The sequence below is a fragment of the Methylobacterium sp. HMF5984 genome, assembly GCF_045033435.1.
Lineage (GTDB): Bacteria > Pseudomonadota > Alphaproteobacteria > Rhizobiales > Beijerinckiaceae > Methylobacterium.
Genome location: NZ_JBJFLN010000001.1, coordinates 133,757 through 155,879 on the forward strand (window position 1 = coordinate 133,757; position 22,123 = coordinate 155,879).

A 22,123-nucleotide genomic window follows, 5' to 3' on the forward strand; every position below is an offset into this window, starting at 1 on the left:
TCGTCGTCGTCGCGGCGAGGCGGCAGCCGAGTGTGAGGGGGCTTCGGCGGAGGAGCCTCCGCCGTTCGCGCCCCCTCACCCTCGCTGCGGCTTCGCCTGCGCTTCCCGGCAGCACGACGGGGTGCAGCCGGGCCTCTCCCCGCGTTCGGGGAGAGGGGAACAGCGCCGTGACGCCTATGGGCTTTCGCCCATGAACATCTCCGAGCCCTTCATCCGGCGCCCGGTGGCGACGACGCTGCTGACCGTCGGCGTGCTGCTCGCCGGCCTCTTCGCGTTCCTGAAGCTGCCGGTGGCGCCGCTGCCGCAAGTGGATTTTCCGGTCATCCTGGTCCAGGCGCAGATGCCGGGGGCCAGCCCCGAGACCATGGCGGTGACGGTGGCGGCGCCGCTGGAGCGGCGGCTCGGCAGCATCGCCGACGTCAACGAGATGTCCTCGACGAGCTCCACCGGCACCGTGCGGATCGTGCTGCTGTTCGGCCTCAGCCGCGACATCGACGGGGCCGCGCGCGACGTGCAGGCGGCGATCAACGCCGCGCGGGCCGACCTGCCCACCGCGCTGCGCCAGAACCCGACCTACCGCAAGTTCAACCCGGCCGACTCGCCGATCGTCATCCTCGGCATGACCTCGGACACCCTGACCCCCGGCCAGCTCTACGATGCCGGCGCCACGGTGGTGCAGCAGAAGCTGTCGCAGCTGCCCGGCGTCGGCAACGTCGACATCGGCGGCTCGTCGCTGCCGGCGGTGCGCGTCGAGCTCGATCCGACCGCCCTGTTCCACTACGGCATCGGCCTGGAGGGCATCCGCGCGGGGCTGGCGTCGGCCAACGCCAACTCGCCCAAGGGCGCGATCGAGGCGGGCGACCGGCGCTTCCAGCTCTACGCCAACGACCAGGGCCGCAAGGCGGAGGATTACCGCGACCTCGTCGTCGCCTACCGCAACGGCGCGGCGGTGAAGCTCACCGACGTCGGCGAGGTGATCGACTCGGTCGAGGACCGGCGCAACCTCGGCGTGGTCAACGGCAAGCAGGGCGTGCTGCTGTTCGTCTACAAGCAGCCGGGCTCGAACGTCGTCGACACGATCAACGGGGTGAAGGCGGCGCTGCCGCAGATCGTCTCGGCGCTGCCCGGCGGCATCGACGTGAAGCTCACCGGCGACCGCAGCGCGACGATCCGGGCGTCGCTGGCCGCCACCGAGGAGACGCTGCTGATCGCGGTCGGCCTCGTCATCCTCGTGGTGTTCGCGTTCCTGCGCTCGGGGCGCGCCACGCTGATCCCGGCGGTGGCGGTGCCGATCTCGATCGTCGGCACCTTCTCGGTGATGTACCTGCTCGGCTACTCGCTCAACATCCTGTCGCTGATGGCGCTGATCATCGGCACCGGCTTCGTCGTGGACGACGCCATCGTCGTGCTCGAGAACGTCCAGCGCCACATCGAGATGGGCAAGTCCCGCATCGAGGCGGCCCTGGTCGGCGCCCGCGAGGTCGGCTTCACCGTGATCTCGATGAGCCTGTCGCTGATCGCGGTGTTCCTGCCGATCCTGCTGATGGGCGGCCTGATCGGGCGGATCTTCCAGGAATTCGCCGTGACCCTGTCGCTGGCGATCCTGATCTCGCTCGTGCTCTCGCTCACCACCACGCCGATGATGTGCGCGCGCTTCCTGCGCCCCGAGGCGCACGGCGCGGGCAGGCGCCCCAACATCCTGATCCGCGGGCTGGAGGGCGCCTTCACCGGCACGCTGAACGCCTACGAGCGCACCCTGCGCGTCGCGCTCGGGCACCCGCGCCTCGTGCTGCTGGTGCTCGCCGCGACGGTCGGGCTCAACGTCTACCTCTACGTCATCGTGCCGAAGGGCTTCTTCCCCGAGCAGGACACCGGCCAGATGATGGGCGGCATCCAGGCCGACCAGCGCATCTCGTTCCAGTCGATGGAGAAGAAGCTCAAGGAGGCCGCCGCGATCGTGCAGGCCGACCCGGCGGTGGACAGCGTCGTCGGCTTCACCGGCGGGCGCGGCACCAACTCGGCCAACGTCTTCGTCGGGCTCAAGCCGGTGGGCGAGCGCGCCTCGATCGGCGAGGTGTCGAACCGGCTGCGGCCCAAGCTCTCGCAGGTGGCCGGCGCCCGGCTCTACGTCTTCCCGCGCCAGGACCTGCAGATGGGCGGGCGCCAGAGCTTCGCCCAGTACCAGTACACCCTGCAGGGCGACACCGCGGCCGAGCTCTACGCGGCGGCGCCGAAGCTGGTGCAGGCGCTGCAGAAGGACCCGACCTTCGCCGACGTCACCTCCGACCAGCAGGAGGGCGGGCTGGAGAGCCGGCTGGTGATCGATCGCGCCACCGCCTTCCGCTACGGCATCACGCCCGACAAGATCGACAACACCCTCTACGACGCCTTCGGCCAGCGCCAGGTCTCGACGATCTACAACCCGCTCAACCAGTACCACGTCGTGATGGAGATCGCGCCGCGCTACCTGGAGAACCCCGAGACCCTCAAGCAGCTCTACGTCTCGACCTCCGGCGGCAAGGCGCGCGGCTCGGCCACCACCAACGCGGTCGCCGGCACGGTGGCGGCGGCGCCCGCCGGCGCCGTCCCCTCGACCACCGCCGCGGCCGACGCCAGCACCAACGCCGCCGCGGTCGCGTCGGATTCGGCCCGAAACGCGGCCGCCAACGCCATCGCCGCCTCGAAGGGCAGCGCCTCCTCGAGCGCGCCGGTCTCGTCCGCGGTCGAGACCATGGTGCCGCTCTCGGCCTTCACCCGGGTCGAGACCGGCAACGCCCCGGTGCAGGTGAGCCACCAGGGCCTGTTCGTGGCGACCACGATCTCGTTCAACCTAGCTCCGGGCAAGAGCCTGTCGGACGCCACCGTCGCGATCGACAAGGCGATGGCGGAGCTGCGCCTGCCGGCCACCATCCACGGCGAGTATGCGGGCGCGGCCAAGAACTACGTCGCCTCGGCCTCGCGCCAGCCGCTGCTGATCCTGGCCGCGATCCTGGCCGTCTACGCCATCCTCGGGATCCTGTACGAGAGCTTCGTGCACCCGGTCACGATCCTCTCGACGCTGCCGTCGGCGGGCATCGGCGCGCTGCTGGCGCTGCTGGTGACCGGCACCGAGTTCACGATCGTCGCGCTGATCGCGGTGTTCCTGCTGATCGGCATCGTCAAGAAGAACGCCATCATGATGATCGACTTCGCCCTCGACGCGGAGCGGACGCGCGGCGCCAGCCCCCGCGACGCGATCTTCGAGGCCTGCCTCTTGCGCTTCCGGCCGATCATGATGACAACGCTGGCGGCGCTGCTCGGCGCGGCGCCGCTGATCTTCGGCGGCGGCGAGGGCTCCGAGCTCCGCCGCCCGCTCGGCATCGCCATCGCCGGCGGCCTGATCGTGAGCCAGATCCTGACCCTGTACACCACCCCCGTCGTCTACCTCTGCCTCGACCGCCTCCGGCACCGGGTGAACGCCCGCCGCCGCGGCGGCGCAGCGGCCCTGCCGGCGGGGGAATGATGCGGTTTCGATCGATGCAGGACGGGGTCGGCGCACCCCCCTCTCCCCGCGCGCGGGGAGAGGGCCGCGACGACCTCGTCGTCGGCGCGGCGAGGCGGCAGCCGACGGTGAGGGGGCGTATCCGGATGCGCCTCGTCCTGCCCGGCCCCCTCACCTTCGCTTCCGCTCGCCGCATGCACGACGCGGTGCATGCGGCCCTCTCCCCGCGTGCGGGGAGAGGGGATGCGCACCCAGCTTGGCGCCATGTCCTGAGGACGGGCGGTCTCGTCGCCCTCACCACCGCCCTGTCGGCCTGCGTCGTCGGCCCAGACTACGCGCGCCCGTCCGTCGAGACGCCGCTGGCGTTCAAGCAGGGCGGCGCCCGCGAGGATTCGGTCGCCTTCGTCGCGTCGCGGAAGAACTGGCGCCCCGGCCTCCCCAACGACGCGGCCGAGCGCGGCGACTGGTGGCGGGTGTTCAAGGACCCGGCGCTCGACCGGCTGATCCGCCTCGTCGACGTCGACAACCAGAGCCTGCGCCAATCCGTGGCGAACTACCGGCAGGCGCGGGCGATCGTCGAGTCGGCCCAGGCCGCGCTCTACCCGACGGTCATCGGCGCCCCGAGCATCACCCGCTCGCGCACGCTGGGCTCCGAGCGCACCTCCGTGTCGATCCAGGGGCAGGCGAGCTGGGAGCTCGACCTGTTCGGCCGCATCCGCCGGACCATCGAGACCGAGGCGGCCCTGGCCCAGGCCGACGCCGCGACGCTGGCGCTGACGCGCCTGACCATCCAGGCCGAGGTGGCCAACAACTACCTGTCGCTGCGCTACGCCGATTCGCTGGTGCGGGTGCTCAACGCCAACGTCGAGAACTTCAAGCGCACGGTGGCGATCACCGAGAACCAGTACAATGCCGGCGTCGCCGCGCGCTCGGACGTGATCACCGCGCAGACGCAGGTGCAGACCACCCAGGCCTCGGCGATCGCCGCGACCCTCACCCGCGCCCAGTTCGAGAACGCGATCGCCACGCTCGTCGGCCGCCCGCCCTCGGAGCTGTCGCTGCCGGTGGCGCCGCTGGCACTGGTGCCGCCCGCGGTGCCGGTCGGCATCCCCGCCGCCCTGCTCGAGCGCCGCCCGGACGTGGCCCAGGCTGAGCGCACCGTCCAGGCGCAGAGCGAGCAGATCGGCGTCGCGGTGGCCGCGCTCTATCCGACCGTGACGCTCTCGGCCTCGGGCGGGATCTCGGGGCTCACCAGCAACGGCCTGCTCTCGGCCGCCAATCAGGTCTGGGCGGTGTCGGCGGCCGGCAGCGAGGTGCTGTTCGACGGCGGCGCGCGCTCGGCCGCGATCACCGCCGCGCGGGCGGCCTACGACGCGGCGGTGGCGAACTACCGCCAGACCGTGCTCGCCGCCTTCGCCGACGTGGAGAACGGCCTCGTCGGCGTGCGCATCCTCGCCCGCCAGCAGGTGGCGCAGGACGAGGCCGTGACGCTGGCCCGCCGCGCCGTCGAGATCACCCTGAACGAGTACCGCGCCGGCACCCAAAACTTCACCACCGTCGTCACCGCCCAGGCGCTGCAGCTCAACAACGAGGTCGCGGCGCTGCAGGTGCGGCTCGCCCGCTTCACCACCGCCGTCGGCCTGATCCGGGCGCTCGGCGGCGGCTGGGACGCGCGCGCGCTGCCGAGCGATGCCGAGCTGAAGGGCCCGCGCCTGCCGATCGACCTGTCGCCGGCGGTGCACCCGGACGAGTAGCCGGCCGGCACCGGAGCCGGGCGCGGGAAAAAACGGTCGCGGTCCTGCGCCGCGCCCGTTCGGACGGCCCCGCGGCTGCGATGACCGAACCGTCGCGAGGCCAACGCGATTCTGACGGCAGCAAGGAAGGGCGCTTCGATGAGCAGGCAAGCGGTGACGGCGCCCGGCGCCGCGGCGGTCGGCCCCTACGCCCACAGCGTGCGGGCCGACGGGACGGTGTACCTGTCCGGCCAGACGCCCCTCGACGGTGCGACCGGGCGCTTGGTCGCGGGCGGGATCGAGGCGCAGGTGCGCCGATGCTTCGTCAATCTCGGCGCCGTGCTGGCGGCGGCCGGCCTCGGCTTCGAGGACGTGGTGAAGTGCACCGTCTTCCTGACCGACATGGCCGATTTCGCCGCGATGAACCGGGTCTACGCCGAGCACTTCACGGAGCCCTATCCGGCCCGCACCACCATCGGCGTCGCGGCGCTGCCGCTGGCGGCGCGGGTCGAGATCGAGATGGTGGCGCACGCGCCGCGAGCCTGAGATTTTACGCGCCGCGAGCCTGAGGACGCGCCGCGAGCCTGAGAATTTTACGCGCCGCGGGCCTGACGCCGTCAGGCGGCGCGCACCGTGGCGAGGAAGCGGTCGACCTCCGCGCCAAGGTGCCCGAATTGGCGCGACAGCGCGCCGGCCGAGGTCAGGACCTGGGCGGCGGCGGCGCCGGTCTCCTCGGCCGCGCTCGCCACGCCGGCGATGGTGCTCGTCACCGCGCCGGTCCCCGTCGCCGCCTGGCCGACGTTGCGCACGATCTCCCGGGTCGCCGCGCCCTGCTCCTCCACCGCCGCCGCGATCGTCGTCGCCATCGCGTCGATGTCGCGGATGCGGCGGGTGATCGCGGCGATCGCCTCCACCGCCTGGCCGGTCGCGCCCTGGATCTGCGTGACCTGGCCCGCGATCTCCTCCGTCGCCCGGCCGGTCTGGGCGGCGAGCGCCTTGACCTCGGAGGCCACCACCGCGAAGCCGCGGCCGGCCTCGCCGGCGCGCGCCGCCTCGATGGTGGCGTTGAGCGCCAGCAGGTTGGTCTGGCCGGCGATGTCGGCGATCAGGCCGACGACGTCGCCGATCCGCCCGGCCGCCCGGCTGAGGGCGTCGACGAGCCGGACGGTGTCGTCCGCCTGCGCCACGGCGGCCTGGGCGAGGTCGGCCGAGCCGCTGACCTGGCGCCCGATCTCGGCCACCGACGCGCCAAGCTCCTCGGCGGCCGCCGCGACGGTGTTGACGTTCGAGGCCGCCTCCTCGGCCGCCGCCGCCACGGTGGCGGATCGGTCGGCGGTCTCCGTCGCGGTCGCCGTCATCGTCCGGGCGGTGGCCTGCAGCTCGGTCGCGGAGGCGGCGAGCGTGCCGACGATCCCGCCGACCGCTTGCTCGAAGCCGTCGGCCACGGTGCGCATCGCGGCGGCGCGCTGCACCGCGGCGCCGGCCCGCGCCGCCTCGCTCTCCGCTTCGAGGGTGCAGGCGTGGATCAGGTTGTCCTTGAACACCTGGATCGCGGCGGCGATCGCGCCGACCTCGTCGCGGCGCCCCCGGCCGGGCACCGCCACGGTGGCGTCGCCCCCGGCGATCCGCCCCATCGCGGCGATGATGCGGTCGAGCGGCCGGGCGATGCCGCGCATCACGAAGGCGATGCCGCAGAGCGCGCAGAGCAGGGCGCCGGCGCAGACCGCCACCGTGAGCCGCAGGGCGGAGTCGTAGCTGAGGGCGGCGTCGGCGGAGGCGGCGTCGCCGCCCCGGTCGTTCAGGGCGGAATCCGCGTCGAGCACCTTCAAGGCCGCGTCCAACGGCATCCGCGAGCGGTCGAAGGCGGCGACCATGCGTGCCCTGTCGCCGTCCCGCGCGGCGGCGACGAGCTGGCCGCGCAGGTCGAGATAGGCGGCCCACTGCCCCTTGAAGCCGTCCCACAGGGCGGCCTCCTCCGGGCTCGAGATCAGCGGCTCGTAGGACGTCACGGCCTTCGCGATCGCCGCGAGGCGGGTGGCGCCGACCGCGTCGAGCTCCGCCGGCGGCTCGGCCGCCAGGACGTAGCGCGCGTCGACGAGGCGGAGGCGGGCGGTGGCGTATTTCAATTCGCCGAGCCAGCGCACGCTCGGCAGCCAGTTCGTCGCGATCTCGGTCGCGCTGGCGTTGACGGCGCGCAGCTTGGAGGCGGCGAACAGGCCCTGCCCGGCGATGCTGACGGTGAGGATGCCGATGACGCCGATCAGCGCGGCCTTGATGGTCAACCGCATGATGGGACGGTCCTCGGATTGTGCGACTGAGGTCATCCTAGTGCGAAGGACTTAAATGACGCTGAATTCGAAGACGTGCAATTGTTTGTCCTCGTTTCCTGTAAGATCTAAATTCAGGAGTGAAATAGAGAACGATAGCTCAACTGCTGGTGTGCAATCTTCCGGGCTGAAAGACTGCCGCGATCGCGGCCGCCGCGATCGCGGCCGCCGCCCATCTCAGGCGCGTCGCAGGCGCAGCCCGAACAGGTGGAGCAGGCCCGCGAGCAGGGCGCCGTAGATCGCCGCGCCGGCGATCCCGAGGAGCGCCAGCACCGCGATCTCGCGGCCGCGCGGCAGGGCGGGCACGACGGATTCCGCCAGCGGCAGGCCGTAGACCGCCACCAGCGCCAGGCCGGCGCAGGCGAGCGCGACGCCGAGCACCGTGAGGCCGAGCGTGCGCCCCGGCGCGGTCCAGCCGCGGCGCCAGGCGAGGGCGACGAGCAGCGCGAGGTTGACCCACTGGCTGATCGCGGTGGCGAGCGCGAGCCCGGCGACGCCGTAGGGGCCGGTGAGCCAGAGCTTGAGCACGACGTTGACGGCGATGGCGGTGAGCGAGGCCCAGAGCGGCGTCCGCGTGTCCTGCCGGCTGTAGAAGCTCGCCACCGCCGAGCGCACCAGCACCACCGCCGGCAGCGCCAGCCCGTAGGCGGCCAGCACCGAGGCGGCCCGCGCGGCATCCTCGGCCGAGAAGGCGCCGCGCTGGAACAGGGCGGCCATGGTCAGGCCGGGCAGCGTCAGGAAGGCCACCGTGAACGGGGCCGAGAGCGCGAGCGAGAACCCGGCGGCGCGGTTCTGGGCGGCGTGCGCCCCGGCGACGTCGCCGGCCGCGATCCGCCGGCTCATCTCCGGCAGCAGCACCGTGCCGGCGGCGATGGCGATGACGCCGAAGGGCAGCTGGTAGAGCCGGTCGGCGTACCACAGGGCCGAGACCGCGCCGGTCGGCAGCCAGCTCGCGATGATGGTGTCGGCAAACGTCGCGATCTGGAACCCGGCCGCGCCGATCACCGCCGGCCCGAGCACGGTGAAGAACCGGCGCATCGCCGGATCGCGGACGGCCGGCGCGGTGAGCCGCGGCGCGACGCCGGCCCGCCGGCAGGCCCACCACAGCAGCGCGAACTGGAGCACGCCCGAGACCGCGACGCCCCAGGCGGCGGCGTGCGCCGCGTCGGGGAACAGGAAGGCCAGCGCGAACGCCGCCAGCATCGCGAGGTTCAGCAGCACCGGCGCGCCCGCCGCCACGGCGAAGCGGCGCTGCGCGTTGAGCACGCCGGAGAGCAGCGTCACCAGCGTCATGAACAGCAGGTAGGGGAAGGTGATGTGGGTGAGCGCCACCGCGAGGTCGAAGCGCTGCGGATCCTGCGAGAAGCCCGGCGCCAGCGCCCGCACCACCCACGGCATCAGCGGCAGCGCGAGCGCCAGCAGCGCGATCTGCACCGCCAGCATCAGCGTGAAGATCCGGTCGGCGAAGCGCTGCGCCGCGCCGTCCGCGCCGGCCTCCGACAGCCCGGCATAGGCCGGCACGAAGGCGGTGTTGAACGCGCCCTCGCCGAAGATCGCGCGGAAATGGTTCGGCAGGCGGAAGGCGACGACGAAGGCGTCGGCCATCGGCCCGGCCCCCATCACCGCCGCCATCACCACGTCGCGGCCGAAGCCCGTGACCCGCGACACCAGCGTCCAGCCCCCGACGGAGAGGATCGCGCGGATCACCGGTTCGTCCCGAATGCGAGTGCCGTCACGCCGCCCACCGTTGCTGAAGCCCGGCGGAGGCTTACGGTCGCGGCCGCCGGCAACGCAAGCGTGCGGCCGCTAGGGCCCCGTCACGCCAGGGTCTCGCCGCGGATCGGCAGGCGGCGGTGGCGCTGGCCGGTGGCGTGGTAGACCGCGTTGGCGATCGCCGCGTTGACGCCGATGATGCCGAGCTCGCCCAAGCCTTTCAGGCCGAGCGGGTTCACCTTCCGGTCCTCGTCGGGGACGAACAGGACCTCGATCTCGGGCGTGTCGGCCGCGGTGGGGACGAGGTATTCGGCGAGATCCGCGTTGCGGTAGTGGCCGCGGTCGAGCACGGTCTCCTCCAGCAGGGCCGAGCCGAGGCCCCAGATCATGCCGCCGGCGAGCTGGCTGCGGGCGGTCAGCGGGTTGAGGATGCGCCCGGCCGCGAACGCCCCGAGCAGGCGCGAAACCCGGATCTCCCCGGTCTCGGCGTGGACGCGGACCTCGGCGAACTGCGCGCCGAAGGCCCAGGACAGGTGCTCGCCGCCGCTGCTGAGGGTGATGTGGCCGGCCCGCAGCGCGTCGAGTCTCTTCGCGCCGCCGCCCTCGGGGACGAACTCGGCCAGGGTCTCGATCCCGGCGGGGTCGAGCCGGGCGACCGCCTCGTCGAGCGCCACGCCGCCCCCGTCGGCCCGCGCCAGCCGTCGGCCGACGAGGCGCAGGCGCGCGGGGTCGGCGCCGGCCAGCGGCGCGCCGGCGGCGGTGCAGGCGGCGGCCAGCCGCGCGCGCAGCTGCTCGCAGGCGAGCGCCAGGGTGCTGAGCAGGCTCGTCGTGGTCGAGGAGCCGCCCGAGATGCCGGCCGGGGGCAGCGCGGTGTCGCCGAGCCGCACCGTCACCGCCGCGATCGGCACGCCGAGCCCGTCGGCCGCGGCCATCGCCAACAGCGTGGTGATGCCGTTGCCGATCTCGTGGTGCGCGGTCTCGACGGCGACGCGGCCGTCGGGTCGAAGCGCGACGCGCATCGTCGCGGGGGCGATCTTCACCGGCCGCACCGAAGTGGCGCAGCCGAGCCCGACCCGCCAGGCCCCGTCCCGCATCGCGCCGGGGCGGGGGATGCGGCGCGACCAGCCGAAGGCCTCGGCGCCGGCATCGAAGCAGGCCATCAGCGGACGCGACGAGAACGGCTTGCCCGAGACCGGGTCGGTCACCGTGTCGTTGCGCCGGCGCAGCGCGATCGGGTCGAGGCCGAGCGCCCAGGCCATCTCGTCGACCGCGCTCTCTAGGGCGAACAGGTAGGGCACCTCGGGCGGCGCCCGCATCGGGCCGGGCGTGTTGCGGTCGACCCGCACGGCGCGCTCGTCGGTGCGGATGTCGGGGCAGGCGTAGAGGCTCGCCGTCACGTCGGTGCCCTCCATCGCGAAGGCGTCGAAGCGCGAGGTCGTCATCGCCGCCTCGTGCACCAGGGCGGTGAAGCGCCCGGTGCGGTCGGCGCCCAGGCGGAGGTCGTGGCGCGTCTCCGGGCGGTGGTTCGCGATGGTGAAGCCCTGCCGCCGGGTCGGCACCAGCGCGACCGGGCGGCCGAGGTCGCGGGCGGCGAGGGCGACCAGAGCCGTGTGCTGCGACAGCGCGAGCTTCGAGCCGAAATGGCCGCCGATCGGCCCCGACACGACGCGGATGTCGGCCGGGTCCATGCCGAGCTGCGCGGCGAGCCCGTGCTGGAGCGCGCCGACGTAGCGCGAGGGCTCGTGCACGGTGAGCCGGCCGCCGTCCCAGGCGCAGGCGGTGGTGAACAGCTCCATCGGGTTGTGGTGCTGCACCGGCGTCTCGTAGCGCGCCGCGATCCGCATATCGGCCCGGGCGAGCGCGGCGTCGGCATCGCCCCGGCGCGGATCCGCGTGCTCGGGCTTCAGGTCGGCCAGCCGCACGGTCTCGGCGCCGGCCTCGTCGAAGGTGGCCGCGAACGGCGCCTCCGCGTAGGCGACGCGGACGCGGGCGGCGGCCTCCTCGGCCGCGCCCTGCGTCTCGGCGACGACGAGGGCGACGATCTGGCCGGCATAGGCGACCTCGTCCGAGCCGAGCGGCAGGTGCGCGCTGTTGGCGTAGCCGCCGGCCATCAGGTGCTTCACCGGCGCGATCCGCCCGGCGAGGTCGCGATGGGTGAAGATCCGCAGGCAGCCCGGCGTCGCCGCGGCGGCGGCCAGGTCGAAGCCGCGGATGCGCCCGCGCACGATCGTGCTGGTGACGAGCGCGGCGTGGGCGCGCCCCGGCAGGGCGACGTCGGAGGAGAACCGCGCCCGGCCCGTCACCTTGGCCGGGCCGTCGACCCGCACCTGCGGGCGCCCGAGCAGGCCTTCCTCGGCACCGGCCTGGGCCGGGTCGGCGATCGGGTGGTCCATCGGCGCGCTCCACTTCGCTTCGGTCCGGGACCGTTCGGGAAGAGGTGTGCCGCGCGCGCCGGCCGGCAAGGCTTTCGCCGTGGCCCGCGGCGATCCGCGCTCAGGTCGCGGCGCGGTCGCGCGGCAGCAGCTTCTGGATGACGTTCCAGTACGAGACCGGCACGAGGCGCTCGATCAGCGCGATCAGCTTGGCGTCCGAGCCGACGAGCACCCGGCCCTGCCGGCGCTCCACCGCCGCCAGGATGATCTCGGCCGCCCGCTCCGGGGCGAGCTTCAGCATCCTGTTGGCGGCGGCCCGGCCGCGGGCGGCCTCCTCGGCGGTCATGTGCGCGGGCAGGCGGGCGCTGTCGGCGACCGAGGTGGCGACGCCGCCCGGATGCACCACGGTGACGCCGATCGCGGTGCCGGCGAGCTCGTGCCGCAGCGCCTGCGAGAAGCCGCGCACCGCGAACTTGCTCGCGGAATAGGCGGTCTGTCCCGGCGGCGCGATCAGCCCGTAGAGGCTCGACAGGTTGACGATCCGCGCTTCCGGCTGCGCCCGCAGCAGCGGCAGGAAGGCGCGGGTCATCCGCACCACGCCCCAGAAGTTGATCTCGAACAGCCATTCGAAATCGGCCTCCGTCACGTCCTCGAAGGTGCCGCCGAGCGCCACGCCGGCATTGTTGATCAACACGTCGAGGCCGCCATGGGCCGCCTCGACCGCGGCCGGCAGCGCGGCGATGGCGTCGCGGTCGGCGACGTCGAGGGGGTGGCGGCTGATGCGGACCCGGTTCGTCGCGATCAGCCGCTCGGTCTCCTCCAGCCCAGCGACGTTGCGGTCGGCCAGCGCCAGGTTGCAGCCGCGCGCGGCCAGCCCCACCGCCAGCGCACGGCCGATGCCGCTCGCCGCGCCGGTGATCAGGGCCGTGCGGTTCTCGAGGTTCCAGTTCGGCATGGGGGCTCGCTGCATGTTTGGTGGATGAAACGCGCGGTCCACTTCCCCTCCCCCCTCTGCGGGGGAGGGTGGCCCGCGAAGCGGGTCGGGAGAGGGGAGCGCCGCATCCGGCACTGTCGCTCCCCTCTCCCGACCCTCGCGTCAGCCGAGGCCCACCCTCCCCCGCACCCAAGTCGGGCCTGCCCGACTTGGGCACACAGGGTGCGGATCTCGGGCAAGCCCGAGATCCGTCGGGGGGAGGGAAGGGAGGCTCACGCCGCGCGCTTGGCCGTCTCGCGGCGCGAGAACCGCATCGTGCCGTCGTCGAGGCGGCCGAACTTCAGGGCGGCGGTGTCGAGGATGTAGTTCTGGTGCAGCTTCCACGGCTTGGTGTCGGCCTGCTTCGGCAGCAGGTGCGCGGCGCGGGTGACGTAGCCGGAGGTCAGCGGCAGGGTCGGCTCGGTGTTGAGCCGGCCGGTATCCGCCAGGGGCTCGCAGCGCGCGAAGCCGTTGGCGTCCATGTGGTTGATGAGCCGGCAAAGATAGCGCGCGGTCAGCTCGCTCTTCAGGGTCCACGAGGCGTTGGTGTAGCCGATCGTCACCGCGAAGTTCGGCACGCCCGACAGCATCATGCCCTTGTACAGGAACGTGTTCTCCGGCTCGACCGCGCGGCCGTCGACGGAAAGCGTCATCCCGCCGATCATCTTCATCCGGAGGCCCGTGGCGGTGACGACGATGTCGGCCGGCAGCGTCTTGCCGGAGGCGAGCCGGACGCCGTCCTCGGTGAAGCTGGCGATCGTGTCGGTCTCGATCGAGGCGGCGCCGGAGCGGATCGCCTTGAACAGGTCGCCGTCCGGCACGAGGCAGAGGCGCTGGTCCCACGGCTTGTAGCTCGGGGTGAAGTGCTTGGCGACGTCGTAGTCGGGGCCGAGCTGCGCGCGCACGCCGTCGAGGATGCGCTTGGTCATCGCCGCCGGCTTCTTGCGCGCGAACTGGTAGAAGAAGATGCCGAGCGCGACGTTCTTCGCCCGCGTCAGCCGGTGGGCGAGGCCGGCCGGCAGCTTTTCGCGCAGCCAATGCGCGATTCTGTCCCGGCTCGGCAGGGCGACGATGTAGGTCGGCGAGCGCTGCAGCATCGTGACGTGCTGCGCGGTCTTGGCCATCGCCGGCACCAGCGTCACCGCGGTGGCGCCCGAGCCGATCACCACCACGCGCTTGCCGTCCCAGGACAGGTCCTCGGGCCAGGCCTGCGGGTGCACCACCGGCCCGGCGAAGCGCTCGCGCCCGGGAAAGTCCGGGCTGTAGCCGTGGTCGTAGGCGTAGTAGCCGCTGCACACCGACAGGACCGCGCAGGTGTAGCGCACCGGCTCGGCGGCTTCGCCGACCTCGGCGTCGAGGGTCCACAGGGCGGCGGCCGAATCCCAGGCCGCCCGCACCACCCGGGTGCCGAAGCGGATCTTTTGGTCGATGCCCTCGGCCTGCGCGGTCTCGCGGACGTAGCTCAGGATCGAGGCGCCGTCGGCGATCGCCCGGTCGCTGCGCCAGGGGCGGAAGCTGAAGCCGAAGGTGTAGAGGTCGGAATCCGAGCGCAGGCCGGGATAGCGGAACAGGTCCCAGGTGCCGCCGATCGCGTCGCGGCTTTCCAGGATGGCGTAGGTCTTCCGCGGGCACTCGGTCTGCAGGTAGTGCCCCATGACGATGCCGGACAGCCCGGCGCCGACGACCAGCACGTCGAAATGCCGGGCGGCGTCCGCGGCGGAGGCGGGTGCCCGAAGCGGACTCGTGGGGGGCGAGGCGTCGTTCATGGCGTCGGGCTCCGGCGGTTTCGCGCGTCGCCCCGATTTAAGGTGGACACCTTATAGACGTCAACGGGCTACCACCGTAAAATGCATCTGGCGCGAAACGTGATGGTGCCGGACGCGCCCCGCGCTCGGCGGATCGCAGGCCGGATCAGGGTGCGGGTGGATCGATGGGGCGGCCAAGTCGGACGGCGGGCCTGAGGCGATGAGGACGGGGCGATGAGGACGGGCCCTGCGGCGCGCGCGAAGGATCTGCCGAAGGGCGTTGCCGGGGCCGCGGGCAGGAGCGGCGCGACGCGCGTCGCGAAGCCCGGCACGCGCGACCGCGTGCTCGCGGCCTGCCGCGACCTGTTCAACGAGCGCGGGCCGGCCGCCGTCACCACCGCCGAGATCGCCGCCGCGGTCGGCATCAACGAGGGCAATCTCTACTATCACTTCCAGCGCAAGGAGCAGATCCTGGAGGCGCTGTTCTCGGCCTTCGAGCAACGGCTCGAGGCGGTGGCGACGGCCTACGCGACGCAGGCGGGCGAGGCGCGCTACGCCCCCTACCTCGCCGGCTGGTTCACGCTGATGTGGGAGTGGCGCTTCTTCTACCGCGACGGCGGCACGATCTTCCGGCTCGCGCCGGCCCTGCGGCCGCGGCTGAAGACGGTCAGCGATTCCGGCCAGGACCACGTCCGGCAGGCGCTCGCCGGGATGAAGGCGGCGGGCCTGCTCAGGGCCGGCCCGGCGGAGACCGAGCACCTGATCGTCAACGCCTGGATCGTCTCGACCTACTGGATCGACTACCTGCGCTCGCGCCGCGGCCTCGGCGAGGTCCGGCGCGAGCACCTGGATTGGGGCGCGGCCCAGGTGGCGAGCCTGTTCCGGCCCTACCTGACCGAGGCCGGGCTCGCCGCCGCCGCGCTGGCCTGAGCCGCCGGCGGCTCAGGCCGCGCGGTAGCGCTCCGCCGCATGCGGCCGCCCGAGATTGGGCAGCATCGCCTGGCGCCCGGCCTCGTAGGCGCTCCACTGCCCGGCATCGGGCAGCGGCGGGATCGTCACGGTCTCGCGCCGGTCGAAGCCGACGAGGGCGGCGTCCACCAGCTCGCCGACCTCCATGACGTTGTCGAGGGTGTTCACGTCGGCGCCGGAGCGCTCCCAGATCTCGGTGCGGGTGGCGGCCGGCAGCACCGCCTGGACGTGCACCCCCTTGGGCCCGAGCTCGAGATGCAGCCCCTGGCTGAGATAGAGCACGAAGGCCTTGGTCGCCCCGTACACCGACATGCCGAGTTCCGGGGCGAGGCCGACGACCGAGCCGATGTTGATGATCGCGCCGGTGCCGGCCCGGACGAAGCGCGGCGCCGCGGCGTTGGCGAGCCGCGTCAGCGCGGTGACGTTGAGGGCGATGAGGGCGGCGAGCGGACCGGAATTCTGATCGACGAAGGGCCCCAGCACCGCCGCGCCGGCATTGTTGACGAGCACGCCGATGCGCGCGTCCTCACGCAGGCGCGCCTCGACGCGGGCGAGGTCGGCCTCCACAGTCAGGTCGGCCTGGACCACGTCCACGGCGATTCCGGCCTCGCGCCGCAGCCGGTCGGCGAGGGCTTCGAGGCGCTGCCCGTCGCGGGCGACCAGCACGAGGTCGTGGCCGCGCCGCGCGAAGCGGTCGGCATAGGTGGCACCGATCCCGGACGAGGCGCCGGTGACGAGAACTGCGGGCTTGGTGGACATGGCCGATCTCTCCTGCTCGAACATGATGATAATCATGTATAAGTGGACATGATGACCATCATGGTCTGCGTCAAGCGCGGTGATCGGGGCCGGTGTGAGGTGGCGCACAGGGCGCGGTTTTCACCGGATCGGATGCGAGCCGGCGGCTCAGCAAGCCGACGTCATGCGCCGCGACCGAAGCGGAAGCGCCTCTCCCTCCCCCCGACGGATCTCGGGCCTGGCCGAGATCCGTACCCCGTGTGCCCAAATCGGGCGGGCCCGACCTGGGTGCGGGGGAGGGTGGCCCGCGAAGCGGGTCGGGAGAGGGGAGCGCGCTGTCCGGATATGGCGCTCCCCTCACCCGACCCTCGCTGACGCGAGGCTCACCCTCCCCCGCAGAGGGGGGAGGGAAGTTGGGGTGGATTCACCGTCGCCTGGATGGATGAAGGCTGTTGCCCGTCTGAGCCGGGGGGCGGATCAGCGATGCGCAGAGACGGGTTTGCTGGCCGAGCCCTGTTCCGCGCCGCGCGGGCGGAACGCCCGGCTGCCGAGAGCGAAGAAACCCACGGCCCCGCCGATGACGACGCCGACCAGCAGAAGGAGGAGATTCGTGTCGGGCATCGCTCAACTCTCGCTCTGGATGAACCGAATGACGAACTGCCCGGAGGCGGGCAGCGCGGCGCCGAGGAGCATCCACCAGATGGCTTCGCCCTGCGGCCAGTTGTGATCCTTGACGTAGGGTACGATGAAGGCGGCACCTACGATAGCGATCCCCAGCATGTTCGAGAAGCTGCCACAGAGCTTGATGTGCTCATTCCAACGCTTGGCCTCGAGCTTCCTGAGATCGGGCTCGAGTTCGATCCGCCTCCGCCGATGCGAGAAGTACAGTCGCAGAGCCGCGGCCGCAAAACCGGCCAGGGCGCCGAGAAGGGGAAGGGCCAGCCTGGTTCCGGTTCGGTCGGCGATCCAGTTGGCCGAGCCGTCGAGGAGACCTGCGAGGTCGCCGGGCATCGATTTCCCCTCGGAGACCTGCGCCGGGAAACGGGCGCTCCCGACCGGCGGGACAATGTGCGTCGTAGGCGGATGGACGCCGCCGTCGCCAAGCTTGGACGCGGCCCGTTGGTCGACCTGCACCGGCCGTGCGATCGAACGCCACGAAAACGGCCGGTGCTGGACGCCTCGGGGCGGGACGACGCCTGTCAGGGGTGGCTTCCCTCCCCCGCGCCCAAGTCGGGCCTGCCCGACTTGGGCACACGGGGTTGCGGATCTCGGGCAAGCCCGAGATCCGTCGGGGGGAGGGAAGAGGCGGTGGCGTGATCGTCCAAGAGATGGGTGAAGGCCGTCGCCGATCCGGGACGTGGCGCCGCGAGGTGCGACGCCCGGCCCGCCAAGCGGCGACCTCCGCCACGCCGCCTCAGGCGGTGGCTTCGCCGTACAGCGTCTCGACGTGTTCCCAGTTCACGAGGTTCTCCAGGAACGCCTTGAGGTAGTCGGGGCGGCGGTTGCGGTAGTCGATGTAGTAGGAGTGCTCCCACACGTCGACGCCGAGGATCGGCTTGGCGCCGTGCACCAGCGGGTTCTCGCCGTTCGGGGTCTTCATGATGGCGAGCTTGCCGTCCTTGACCGCGAGCCAGGCCCAGCCCGAGCCGAACTGGCCGATGCCGGCCTGGATGAAGTCCGCCTTGAACTTCTCCGCGCCGCCGAGATCCTCGTCGATCTTCTTGGCGAGGCTGCCCGGGATCGCGCCGCCGCCGTTGGGCTTCATCCACTGCCAGAAGTGCAGGTGGTTGAAGTGCTGGCCGGCATTGTTGAACAGCGGCTGGTTGTTGCCGTAGCTCGCCGTGACGATCTCCTCGACGCTCTTGCCCTCGAGACCGGTGCCCTCGAGCAGCTTGTTGCCGGTGTCGACGTAGGCCTTGTGGTGCTTGTCGTGGTGGAACTCGAGGGTTTCCTTCGACATGTACGGGGCCAGCGCGTCGTAGGCGTAGGGCAGTTCCGGCAGGGTGAAGGTCATCAGATTCTCCGTCTTGTCGAGGTCTTCTGGACGGGCGTGCGGAGTCGCGCCGCGCGCCGCGCTCGACGGGGTAACGACCGGAAGGTAAGTCGGTGCCCCCGCCGCGGCAACGCCGGAACCGGCACGAAGCCCGTGGAAACCGCCACGCCGCGGGGCCGACTCCGGGTCGCCGGCGTTTTGCAAAACGCCGGCAAGGTCTTACTACGATCCTGGCGTATCCGGCCCCGACTTCGAGAGTTCCATGATCATTGCGCTGTTCGCGCTCAGTGCCGCGATGGTGATCGGCGGCGTCGTCGCCGTGATCCAGGGGTTCCCCTTCGTCCGCCTGGAGAGCGGGCTCTCCATGGTGATCGCGGGCGCGACCGTCGCCTCGGCCGGGGCGGTGCTCTCCGGCCTCGCGGTGGTGGCGATGGGCCTGCGCCGGGTCGCCCACGCCTTCGACGCCCGCCGCATCGTCGACGCCGTCAGCACGATGCAGGACGGGGTCCGCCTGCCCCCGGCGGCCCCCGCGCCGGCGTCCCTCGCGGTCCCGGCCGCGCCCGCGCCGACCGACCCGGCGCCGGCCCGCCCGATGCTGCCCAACGTGCTGGTGCCGGCCGCCGGCGCCGGCCTGCTCGGCGGCCAGAGCCGGACAGATCCGGTCTTCACGGAGGGCTACGCCGAGCCGTCGATCCCCGAGCCTTCGATGCCGGAGCCGGCCGAGGCCCATGCCGAGCCGGCGGTCCCGCACCCCGCGGCGCCCGAGCCGGAGCCCGCCGCCCCGATGCCGGCCGAGGCGCAGGCCGAGCCGGAGCTGCCGCTCCCCGGCCTCACGCCGCCGGAGCCGGAGCCGGCCGCGCACGTCCCGCCGCCCCCGCCTCCGCCCGCCCCAGAGCCGGAGGACGACCTGTTCGCCCCGACCGAGCCGCCGGCCCTGCGCCGGAGCCTCGATGCCGAGCCCGCGCGGGAGGCCCCCGAGCCCGAGCCGGACACCCGCGAGGTCGTCGGCCGCTACGCCTCGGGCGGCAACACCTACGTGATGTACGCCGACGGCGCGATCGAGGCGGACACGCCGCAGGGCCGCTTCACCTTCGCCTCCCTCGACGAGCTGAAGGCCTTCGTCGAGGGCGGCGGCGAAGCCGGCAGCCGCGGCGCCGCCTGAAGGCGTTTCGCGCGCTCTCCCTCCCCCGCAGAGGGGGAAGGGGCACGTGCCCGTGCGTCAGCCCGGCGGGTCGAGGCTGGCGTTCCGCACCGGAAGCGGGGCCAGCATCGTGAGGGCGAAGCCGCCGGGGGCGTAGAGGGTCTCGACCTCGGCCTGCACCTGCGTCGTCAGCACCCGCTGCAGAAGACGCGAGCCGAAGCCCTGGCGGCGGGGCGGCTCCACCGCCGGGCCGCCGCTCTCGCGCCAGGCGAAGCGCAGCATCCCGGCCGGGCCGCCCGGCAGGACCGCCCAGGCGACCGAGATCCGCCCGCGCCGGTTGGAGAGTGCGCCGTACTTGGCGGCGTTGGTGGTGAGCTCGTGGATCGCCATGCCGATCGGCACCGCGATCTCGGAGGGCAGCGCCGTGTCCGGCCCGTCGAGCACGATGCGGCCGTCGAGGGCCCCGTCCGCATCGGCGGCCTCGCCCTCGCCCGCCTGCGCCTCGGCGTAGGGGCGCAGCTCGCTCAGCAGCAGCGTGCGCAGGTCCGCCGTCTGCCAGGTCGCCTCGGTGAGCACCGAATGGGTGTGGGCGAGCGATTTGATGCGGCCGACGAAGGCTTCGTAGAAGCTCTCGATGCTGGACGCCGTCCGCGCGGTCGAGCCGACGATCGCCTGCACCGTCGCCAGGGTGTTCTTCACCCGGTGGTGCAGCTCGCGGATCAGCAGCGCCTGCCGCTCCTCGGCCAGGCGCTGGTCGGTGACGTCGGCGACGAGGCCGATCAGCCGCCGCGGCAGCCGGTTCGGGGCGTCGCGCTCGAAGCGGCCGGCGAGGTCGATGGTGCGCCACGCGCCGTCGCTGCGGCGGCGGATGCGGCCCGTGGTGTGCAGGATCGCGTCGTCGCGCAGCGCCTGCGAGATCGCCAGCCGCACCGCGGCGCGATCGTCCGGGTGCAGCGTATCGCGGAGGAACTCGGTCTTGCCGATGGTGCCGTCCTCGGGCGTGTGCCCGAAGATCTCGAACATCCGCTCGTTCTCCCAGATCGCGTGGTCCTCGAGCATGTGCCACTCGAAGATCCCGAGCCGGGCGACCGTGGTCGCGACCCGCAGGCGCTGGTCGCGGGCGGCGAGCCCGTCGCGGGCCTCGACCCGCGTGGTCACGTCCTGCACCACGCCGACCATGCCGGTGCGGCGCCCGTCTTCGGCGTGGACCGGGCGGCCGCGCACGTCGACGATGATCTCGCGCCCGTCCGCCTCCCGCGTCAGGCGGGTCTCGAAGCGGTAGGCGCCGTCGCGCGCCATCGCGTCCCGGACCACGGCCTGGATCCGGTCGGGCTCGCCCGCGGAGAGGCCGGCGCGCAGGATGTCCCAGGTCGCGGAGGAGCCGGGGGGATGGCCGAGGATCTGCGCGGCGCGGCGCGACAGCACGAGGCGGCCGGTGCTCCGCTCCCAGCGCCACTCGCCGAGGCCCGCCGCGGCGAGGTCCTGGCGGTTCTCCTCGGAGCGGGCTGCCTCGTCGGCATCCACCGCCTCGACGACGAGGACGGTCCCGCCGGCGCCGGAGCGGCGCACCCGCACCTCGACCGAGCCGCCGTCGGCATGGAGCCAGGGATGGATGCCGTCGGCGATCCGGCCGCCGCCGACGAGGTCGGCGGCCGGCCGCCCCGCAAGCGCGCCGGGTGGGTGGCCGAGCAGGGCGCAGAGCGCGGGGTTAGCGTCGCGCAGGCGCGCGCCGTCCTGCGACAGCACGGCCAGCCCGATGGCGGCCTCCTCGAAGGCCGCGCGCCGCGGGTCGTCCGCCGGGCCGTGATCGTCCCTGTCGGTCACACCGTCCCCTCGAACGCGCGGTCGCGCCGTCTCGAAAAGCGTCGCCCCGACGGAGGCACCGAGCGGGCGCCCGACAGGAGCGCGCCCAAGATGGGGCCGGGGCCGAAGCGGGGCAAGTCGCCCGGCGGCGCCTGCGGCTTCGACAACAGCTTAGTTGACCCCGTCGCCCCGGCCGATCCTCGAAGAAAGCCGCCGAACGCCGCCCGAGGCCGCCGCGAGGATCGTGCGGGTCGCCTGCTCCGGGCCACCGGCGCTTTCCTCCGGCACACGGTGGCCGGCCCCGCGACCTCACGCATCGTCGCCTGCGGACGGGGCCTCAGCCCGGCGCGACGCGCGCGAACTCGAGGTAGGTCGGGCGGCGCCCGGCCGCGATCGCCTTCGCCTCGTAGCGGGTGCCGGGCCAGCCGGGATAGGGCTGCGTCCAGTCGGCGGCCGTGCGCGCCGTCCAGCGCAGGTGCGGGCAGCGGGCGGTGCGGACCAGGGTCCAGCCGACGTAGTCGTCGATGTCGCTGGCGAAGCGGAACAGGCCGCCGGGCCGCAGCACCCGGGCGATCTCGGCGAGCGACTCGTCCGAGACGAAGCGGCGCTTGCGCTGGCGCCGCTTCGGCCAGGGATCGGGGTAGAGCAGGTAGACCCGCGCGAGGCTGGCATCCGGCAGGGCGGCGAGCAGCGGCGACACGTCCTCGTCGCGGATGCGGACGTTGCGCAAGGCCCGCTCGTCGACGGCGCGCAGCAGCTTGGCGACGCCGTTGACGAAGGGCTCGGCGCCGATGATGCCGATCTCGGGATGGGCCGCCGCCTGCGCCGCCAGGTGCTCGCCGCCGCCGAAGCCGATCTCGAGCCAGACCTCCGACGGGCCTCGGGCGAGGCCGGGAAACAGCGTCGCCGGGTCGAGGGGGCGGCCGTCGGCGGGCGGGGCGACGCGCAGGCGCGGCAGCAAGTCCGACAGGCGCTGCTCCTGCAGCCCGCGCAGGCGCTTGCCCTTGCGTCGGCCGAAGAAGGCCCGCTCGGAGGCGTCGGCCGGGGGGCTGGTGTCGGTCACGGGGAAACTCGTTGGGAGGCTCACGCCTCGATCGGCGACCGGATCGGGCGCAGGCCCCCTCTCCCGTTCGGG

16 protein-coding genes are annotated in these 22,123 nt (G+C 73.0%); 5 read left to right on the top strand and 11 right to left on the bottom strand.

Translation table 11 applies throughout. The features are described from left to right. Window positions 1-190 precede the first annotated feature (190 nt). The 3 genes from ACFZ8E_RS00670 to ACFZ8E_RS00680 all read left to right on the top strand — a co-directional run bounded on the left by ACFZ8E_RS00670 (window position 191) and on the right by ACFZ8E_RS00680 (window position 5,760). On the top strand, window positions 191-3,502 hold the full coding sequence (locus ACFZ8E_RS00670; protein WP_405041702.1) for an efflux RND transporter permease subunit: 3,312 nt from the start codon (window positions 191-193) through the stop codon (window positions 3,500-3,502). Then, complete coding sequence (locus tag ACFZ8E_RS00675) at window positions 3,499-5,235, top strand: efflux transporter outer membrane subunit (protein ID WP_405041703.1); 1,737 nt, start codon at window positions 3,499-3,501, stop codon at window positions 5,233-5,235. The genes ACFZ8E_RS00670 and ACFZ8E_RS00675 overlap by 4 nt, the downstream gene beginning before the upstream one ends. A 138-nt stretch (window positions 5,236-5,373) precedes the next feature. Next, entirely contained in the window at window positions 5,374-5,760 is a 387-nt protein-coding gene (locus ACFZ8E_RS00680) for a RidA family protein (protein ID WP_405041704.1), read from the top strand. 71 nt (window positions 5,761-5,831) lie between these two features. Here the strand turns inward: ACFZ8E_RS00680 and ACFZ8E_RS00685 are convergent, their stop codons facing one another. From ACFZ8E_RS00685 to ACFZ8E_RS00705, 5 genes are all read right to left on the bottom strand, one after another. Beyond that, a complete protein-coding gene (locus ACFZ8E_RS00685; RefSeq protein WP_405041705.1) occupies window positions 5,832-7,502 on the bottom strand; it encodes a methyl-accepting chemotaxis protein in 1,671 nt (556 codons plus the stop codon). Between the two features lie 216 nt (window positions 7,503-7,718). Next, window positions 7,719-9,248, bottom strand: coding sequence for a murein biosynthesis integral membrane protein MurJ (gene murJ, locus ACFZ8E_RS00690; RefSeq protein WP_405041706.1), 1,530 nt, complete (start codon window positions 9,246-9,248; stop codon window positions 7,719-7,721). A 110-nt stretch (window positions 9,249-9,358) separates the two neighbouring features. Beyond that, window positions 9,359-11,647 carry a xanthine dehydrogenase family protein molybdopterin-binding subunit gene (locus ACFZ8E_RS00695; RefSeq protein ID WP_405041707.1) on the bottom strand — a complete coding sequence of 763 codons (2,289 nt, stop codon included), beginning with the start codon at window positions 11,645-11,647 and terminating at the stop codon, window positions 9,359-9,361. Window positions 11,648-11,747: 100 nt separating this feature from the next. After that, a complete protein-coding gene (locus ACFZ8E_RS00700; RefSeq protein WP_147860451.1) occupies window positions 11,748-12,581 on the bottom strand; it encodes an SDR family oxidoreductase in 834 nt (277 codons plus the stop codon). Between the two features lie 251 nt (window positions 12,582-12,832). Continuing rightward, window positions 12,833-14,365, bottom strand: a complete 1,533-nt coding sequence (locus ACFZ8E_RS00705; RefSeq protein ID WP_405041708.1) for a flavin-containing monooxygenase — start codon at window positions 14,363-14,365, stop codon at window positions 12,833-12,835. Between the two features lie 213 nt (window positions 14,366-14,578). On the opposite strand from ACFZ8E_RS00705, the gene ACFZ8E_RS00710 reads away from it, so the two are divergent. Then, the gene (locus tag ACFZ8E_RS00710; RefSeq protein ID WP_147844384.1) at window positions 14,579-15,274 is read left to right on the top strand and encodes a TetR/AcrR family transcriptional regulator; all 696 of its coding nucleotides are present in this window, start codon (window positions 14,579-14,581) and stop codon (window positions 15,272-15,274) included. A 12-nt stretch (window positions 15,275-15,286) separates the two neighbouring features. Here the strand turns inward: ACFZ8E_RS00710 and ACFZ8E_RS00715 are convergent, their stop codons facing one another. From ACFZ8E_RS00715 to ACFZ8E_RS00730, 4 genes are all read right to left on the bottom strand, one after another. Next, entirely contained in the window at window positions 15,287-16,072 is a 786-nt protein-coding gene (locus ACFZ8E_RS00715) for an SDR family NAD(P)-dependent oxidoreductase (protein WP_405041709.1), read from the bottom strand. Between the two features lie 456 nt (window positions 16,073-16,528). Beyond that, a complete protein-coding gene (locus ACFZ8E_RS00720) occupies window positions 16,529-16,672 on the bottom strand; it encodes a hypothetical protein (RefSeq protein WP_187274983.1) in 144 nt (47 codons plus the stop codon). Between the two features lie 3 nt (window positions 16,673-16,675). Continuing rightward, window positions 16,676-17,185, bottom strand: a complete 510-nt coding sequence (locus ACFZ8E_RS00725) for a hypothetical protein (RefSeq protein ID WP_405041710.1) — start codon at window positions 17,183-17,185, stop codon at window positions 16,676-16,678. A 280-nt stretch (window positions 17,186-17,465) separates the two neighbouring features. Beyond that, window positions 17,466-18,065 carry a superoxide dismutase gene (locus ACFZ8E_RS00730; protein ID WP_147729591.1) on the bottom strand — a complete coding sequence of 200 codons (600 nt, stop codon included), beginning with the start codon at window positions 18,063-18,065 and terminating at the stop codon, window positions 17,466-17,468. A 241-nt stretch (window positions 18,066-18,306) separates the two neighbouring features. Between ACFZ8E_RS00730 and ACFZ8E_RS00735 the strand changes: the two genes are divergently transcribed. Next, window positions 18,307-19,206, top strand: coding sequence for a hypothetical protein (locus ACFZ8E_RS00735; RefSeq protein ID WP_405041711.1), 900 nt, complete (start codon window positions 18,307-18,309; stop codon window positions 19,204-19,206). 57 nt (window positions 19,207-19,263) lie between these two features. Here ACFZ8E_RS00735 and ACFZ8E_RS00740 read toward each other — a convergent pair whose 3' ends face one another. Then, a complete protein-coding gene (locus ACFZ8E_RS00740; RefSeq protein ID WP_405041712.1) occupies window positions 19,264-21,009 on the bottom strand; it encodes an HWE histidine kinase domain-containing protein in 1,746 nt (581 codons plus the stop codon). A 316-nt stretch (window positions 21,010-21,325) separates the two neighbouring features. Next, the gene (locus tag ACFZ8E_RS00745) at window positions 21,326-22,051 is read right to left on the bottom strand and encodes a tRNA (guanosine(46)-N(7))-methyltransferase TrmB (RefSeq protein ID WP_243938424.1); all 726 of its coding nucleotides are present in this window, start codon (window positions 22,049-22,051) and stop codon (window positions 21,326-21,328) included. Window positions 22,052-22,123: the final 72 nt, after the last annotated feature.